Consider the following 4,956-nt stretch of genomic DNA (forward strand, 5'->3'; position numbering starts at 1 on the left):
TCCTCACGTTCCGGGGGGACGTGTACGACCTGCTGCGGCAGCATACGCCGCCCAAACAGCGCAGGGAGAACGGCTTGCCGTGGGCGATCTCGGAGGACGTGCGCAAGGGGAAGTACGCCGCACAAGGGATGCCGAAGCTGATCGAGAACTACCTGCGTAAGCAGCTGCGCGTACCGGCGCACTACATCGAGAGCATGAAGCACATCTGCTATCTGCCGAAAAAGGGGGATTGCGTGGGGCGGATGATGGGGGAGGGGTGAAAAGAAAAGGGAGGGCCGCCGCGGCTGTGGCGGCCCTCTCTTGTTGTGTTGCAATCCCTCAAGTAGATTCCCAATGCCTTCTCATACTGCTTTATTTACAGGTCTCATCGGCTTCTTCATCTGGCAGTTCTTCCAGTACCTCCCGCAGCCCCTCCTGCATTTGCTCAGGCGTCGGGAGCGTCACATGCTGCCGCTCATGGGCTACCTTTACAAACATATCCTCCAGCATGGCCCGTGCAAACTTCTTCCGGTCACTGCTTTCAAACATGTCTTTCAGCTTCTTTCCGGTAAGCTGCTTCTGCAGTTCGGCGGTGATCGTCTTCGCCTCCTCTTGGGAGATAAGGTACTCGTCCGCCAGATCGGTGAATACTTCCTCGATGATTCTGACCATCTTTTCCGCATCATCCTCTATAAAGACACTGGTGACCTTGTTCGACGCCTTCGCGGCAACACTTCCTCCGGCAAATGCACCGCAAAGGCCGCCGATCACAGACCCTGCTGCACCGCCGATCACCGTGCCCGCACCTGGGAAGATCGATCCTGCGATCGCGCCGATCTTTGCACCTGCGGCGGAGCCTGCCAACCAACCGCCTGCTCCACCGGCCACAGACGCCGTCGTATCGACCAGATTCTTCACCAGCTGTGCGCCGGATATTCTTCCGCGGAAAATACTGGCAATATCTCCTATCGACAAGACGGCGATCGTTGCCAGTGAAGTAATAAAGTTCGACCTCAGCATTTTCGCAAGGCTATTCATCGCCGCGCCGCCATAAATGTTCTTTCCGCTCCGCAGCGCGTTTATAATCTTCGCGGATGCCTTCGGCCCTAAAATTTTCACAAAGTCTTTGGAGCCCTCGACCAGCAGGCTATTCAGCCCCGCCTTGCTGAGTTGGCCGGCCAACACGGCAGCAAGAAAGGCGTTTCCGCCCACTTTGAGGCCGTTTACGACCGCTGCTTTTGTTGCGACCTCAAAAGACCCTTCGCGCCAGAATACGACGGCAAACGTGATGGCTGCTGTCACACCAAATGCGCTGGTCGCAACGATCGCCCCCGATTGGGCATCATAGCGGATGGAGTCGATCGTCCCCGCCTTGGCAATATTCTTGGCCTGCGCATAGGTGAAATGTCCCTTGCGGATAATGTTTCTCGCTTCCGCAGGGTCGGTCACACCTCTTACCTCGTGGTTCTGGATGCGCCGCTCCATCGCGGCGACCGCGTCTTCGTAAAAGTCAGAGGGGACCTCAATCTGCATCGGCGTTCCATCGGCGTTGTAATACCGGAAACCGCTGCTGTCAAAACACTCGCTGATGCACGCAGGTCCTGACCGACAATACTTCGACTGTATGAGGACACCATCCACCTGTCTGTCGGGGCCGTTTTTGAGATTATCATCCCCCAGTATTTCCGCTTTCTTCCCGTGCAATATGTCATACGCATGGTTCGCACGCTCTGCTGCGAAGCCGTGTCCCCGTGGAGATAAAATCTTGTTATCCGCATAGATCGACGATGCGTTGCTTATGCCGCTGTATATCGTTCCAGCCATTTTTGCACCATACTCGCCTACATTTTCGCCCACGGTCGACAGCCGGATGTTTCCTACCCGTTCCCTCGACATTTCCGCGAACGCAAACGTACCCGTTGCAAATTGCAGGAAGTCAAAAATCGCCTGCCGATTCCACATTCGCGTATCGATCGTATAGGACACACGGTTTTCCCAAATAATCAGGTTTCCCGAGCCAGCGACAAGATCAAGACCCGTTATCTCATCATAGGAGAGGTGAAACTCCGGATCTGATTTGTTTTTCGGCGTTTTGACATACAGGCTTTTGTCTGTAAAAACGATTCCCTCTACGACACCATCCCAGTCGCCCAGAACGCAAATAACATCCGCCAACGGTTCCCTCAAAATGCCGCTTTTCCCAAGCGCTGCCATGAATTTTGAGGGCAGTGAATTGTTATAGCTGTATCCATAACTGGGATACGACCACTTATATCCGCCGCAGTAGAAATATGACACCTCCGTACCAAGTTTATAGATAAACTCTGCAAGAATTGTTTTTTCCATAATGTCCTCCATAGACTATTCGGCAGTTTCAGTCGCACAGTCATTGGTACTGTGCGTCGCTCTCAATAGCCCCGCGGGAGATATAAGGTTTTGGAACCGTCATCGTTGCTCTTTTCCTTGACCCGTGAGTCTTCATCTTGGGCCAGTTTTTTCCCGAGCATTTGGGACAGTGCAAATGCCATCGTATCCCCCCTCTGCTGGTAGCGCCCATACATTTGCTCAAACGCTTGATATATCTCATTTTTGCCAGAGACGTCGATTTTCCTTTGGTACGCGCGCCCTGCCGCCGTTCGCGCTGACGGGCTCAGCTGACGCGCCATAGCGCAAAACTTTTCTCCACCGTACGACAAGTCGTTTTGGTCAATTTGCCGTATCACCGGTGCCGCTTCTAATTCGGCTTTTTCCTGTGCTGCCTGCATCGCTTTTGAAATTGCACTGAATAATCCCATGATCTGTTCCTCCTAAAGCATTTTTCTCTTTTATTTGCAAAAGCACAAGTGCTTTCACATATGTTGCCTTGCTCACTCACACCTTCTCCACCCACTCCCCCTGGCTTCTCAGCCACATCTCTATTCCCTTGCCGAAGACCTCGGCGGAGATGAGCCAGCCGTCGGCGCCCTCGGAGAGTACCTGCGCCGTGGGGAGTCTGTCCAGCACCGCCTCCAGCGACGGGCCGGTGTAGCGGAAGCGGATATGCTCCAGCCGCCCGCCGTACATAAACTGGACGCGCTTGCGGAACTCGCCCTCCTCGAACCGCTTGGCATACGGCACGCGGAAATGCTCGTTCAGCACCTTCACCGACCGGATGCGGTCGATGCGGTAGATCGTCGGGAACAGGTCATCGGGGTTGTCGAAGTCCGTCTTGTCCTCCAAAAACGCCGTCAGATAGAAGTAATACTCGGAGAACATGATGCCCACCGGCTGCACCCGGCGCTGCACCAGCTTGGGTTCTTTCATGCGTTCGTACCCGATCTCAATGACCTGCTGGCTGCGGATGGCCTGCCCCAGCTCCCACAGGCTGCCCAGCACGCTCTGCCCGTGGTGGGGCGGGATGTAGTGCAGCTTCTCGTTGGCCACCAGCTCCCGCACGGCCTTCTGGCTCTCCTGCGGCACGGCGCAGTCGATGAGCTTGTCCAGTATGCCGCCCATGTCCCTGGCGGGCAGAGAGCGGCTCTCCAGCAGAATTTTGCATACCGCCAGTATCTCGCTGTTGGTCAGCCCCCGCGGGTTGCCGGACACCATGCGGTAGCCCCGCTGCTTGCCGTCGTAGATGACCTCCCGCTCCAAGTGGCGCTCGGCGAGAAAACAGCGCAAGTCCTCCACGTCACGCTGAATGCTCCGCTGCGTGACGTGAAATTCCTGCGCCAGATCTGCTTTTTTCAGGGTGCGTCCCTGTTCCAAGCGGGTGTATATCTCCAATAGACGCGCCGATTTCAGCTCGGATCGCTGTTCCATATTTCCTCCGTTTCTCATGCACCGCAAAACACATAATTATATCTGTAAAATATAATACTATGTCCGAAAGCTCATGTCAATTATTGTCCCTTTTCGTTACCATAGTAGCGGGAGATGATGTGCATGAAGACTATCTATGCGGACAAATACCGTCAGATCGGGCTGAAGATTGCCTACTACCGCAAGCTGCGGGGTCTGACGCAGGAGCAGTTGGCCGAGAAGCTGGAGCTGAGTCCGGCGTTCATCGGCCATGTGGAGGCGCCCAATGTCAACAAGGCAGTGTCGCTGGACACGTTGTTCGACGTGGCCACCGCATTGGACGTGCCGCCCTACAGGTTCCTGCAATTCGACGAGTGACGCGGTTAACCGCCCACAGTATACCACAAAGCCCGCGTTGTGTCAGCAAATTTTACCAAATTCCGCGTGCTGCGCCGCTGCGGATATGGCGTTTTTCATAAAATGGTATATAATGCCTACGCCTCGTCCTCATCGTCCTCGTCGGGGTATCGCGCCGCGATCTCGCACAGGCCGTCCAGCAGTTGCTTCGCGCCGGTCTTGTACAGCGAGTAACCAACCAGACGCACCCAGCGGCCATCCTTGAATCTGATCTCCAGTGTGCTTTCGTTGTCCTTGGGCTTCGGCAGGATGATCTCGGTCTTTGCCACGTCGTTGTAGCGGAAGTGTCCCGGCTTTTCCAGAAACTCCTTGTAGTACACGCCGTCCACGGTGAACAGATACCCCTCCCTGCCGGTCTTGAGGAGCGTGGTATCCAGAAAACCGACGATGTCGAAGCTGTATATTCCCGGCACAAAATACTTGCGGATGTTCTTCATCTGTAAGCTGCTGATGGCCTGTATCTGTGTCGTGCCGGAGTCCGCCAGCTGCCCATTGCAGAAGCGGTCGAACTGCGCCCGCATTTCCTCACATTTATCCATGAGTTTGCCCTCCTTGTCGTTTCTGCTGTCGAGTATACCGCAGAGGGTGGACAGCCCGTGTCACTCTGCTGATATTGATAAAAGTTCCGCCGGTGCGACTACACCGGTGGAACTTTTTGTTGGAAAGGACAATGCCTGTCCAGCCGCTGCGCTATACTGCGACGCGCCTTTAATACGCACGCAATACGCATTAGTTCCGTAATACGCTTTTAATACGGAGATAATGCGTATTGCGTTTCGA

7 protein-coding genes are annotated in these 4,956 nt (G+C 54.8%); 2 read left to right on the forward strand and 5 right to left on the reverse strand.

Features of this window, described 5'->3' with window-relative positions; all coding sequences use genetic code 11:
* A partial coding sequence (locus Q0H50_RS08315) for a hypothetical protein (RefSeq protein ID WP_294421330.1) occupies positions 1 to 260 on the forward strand: 260 nt, incomplete at its 5' end.
* Positions 261 to 351: 91 nt separating this feature from the next.
* On the opposite strand, the gene Q0H50_RS08320 is transcribed toward Q0H50_RS08315, so the two are convergent.
* The 3 genes from Q0H50_RS08320 to Q0H50_RS08330 all read right to left on the reverse strand — a co-directional run bounded on the left by Q0H50_RS08320 (position 352) and on the right by Q0H50_RS08330 (position 3,798).
* Positions 352 to 2,325 carry a hypothetical protein gene (locus Q0H50_RS08320; protein ID WP_294421332.1) on the reverse strand — a complete coding sequence of 658 codons (1,974 nt, stop codon included), beginning with the start codon at positions 2,323 to 2,325 and terminating at the stop codon, positions 352 to 354.
* Positions 2,326 to 2,387: 62 nt separating this feature from the next.
* Positions 2,388 to 2,774 (reverse strand): hypothetical protein, encoded by a 387-nt coding sequence (locus tag Q0H50_RS08325; protein ID WP_294421335.1) that lies wholly within the window; start codon positions 2,772 to 2,774, stop codon positions 2,388 to 2,390.
* A 76-nt stretch (positions 2,775 to 2,850) separates the two neighbouring features.
* Complete coding sequence (locus Q0H50_RS08330; RefSeq protein ID WP_366936652.1) at positions 2,851 to 3,798, reverse strand: WYL domain-containing protein; 948 nt, start codon at positions 3,796 to 3,798, stop codon at positions 2,851 to 2,853.
* 105 nt (positions 3,799 to 3,903) lie between these two features.
* On the opposite strand from Q0H50_RS08330, the gene Q0H50_RS08335 reads away from it, so the two are divergent.
* Positions 3,904 to 4,137 (forward strand): helix-turn-helix transcriptional regulator, encoded by a 234-nt coding sequence (locus tag Q0H50_RS08335; protein WP_294421340.1) that lies wholly within the window; start codon positions 3,904 to 3,906, stop codon positions 4,135 to 4,137.
* Between the two features lie 116 nt (positions 4,138 to 4,253).
* Here the strand turns inward: Q0H50_RS08335 and Q0H50_RS08340 are convergent, their stop codons facing one another.
* Both Q0H50_RS08340 and Q0H50_RS08345 read right to left on the reverse strand, forming a co-directional pair.
* Positions 4,254 to 4,715 (reverse strand): hypothetical protein, encoded by a 462-nt coding sequence (locus Q0H50_RS08340; protein WP_294421343.1) that lies wholly within the window; start codon positions 4,713 to 4,715, stop codon positions 4,254 to 4,256.
* Positions 4,716 to 4,775: 60 nt separating this feature from the next.
* Positions 4,776 to 4,956: hypothetical protein (locus Q0H50_RS08345; protein ID WP_294421346.1), on the reverse strand; the 181-nt coding region annotated here is incomplete at its 5' end.

The sequence above is a fragment of the uncultured Senegalimassilia sp. genome, from assembly GCF_934632265.1.
Taxonomy (GTDB): domain Bacteria; phylum Actinomycetota; class Coriobacteriia; order Coriobacteriales; family Eggerthellaceae; genus Senegalimassilia.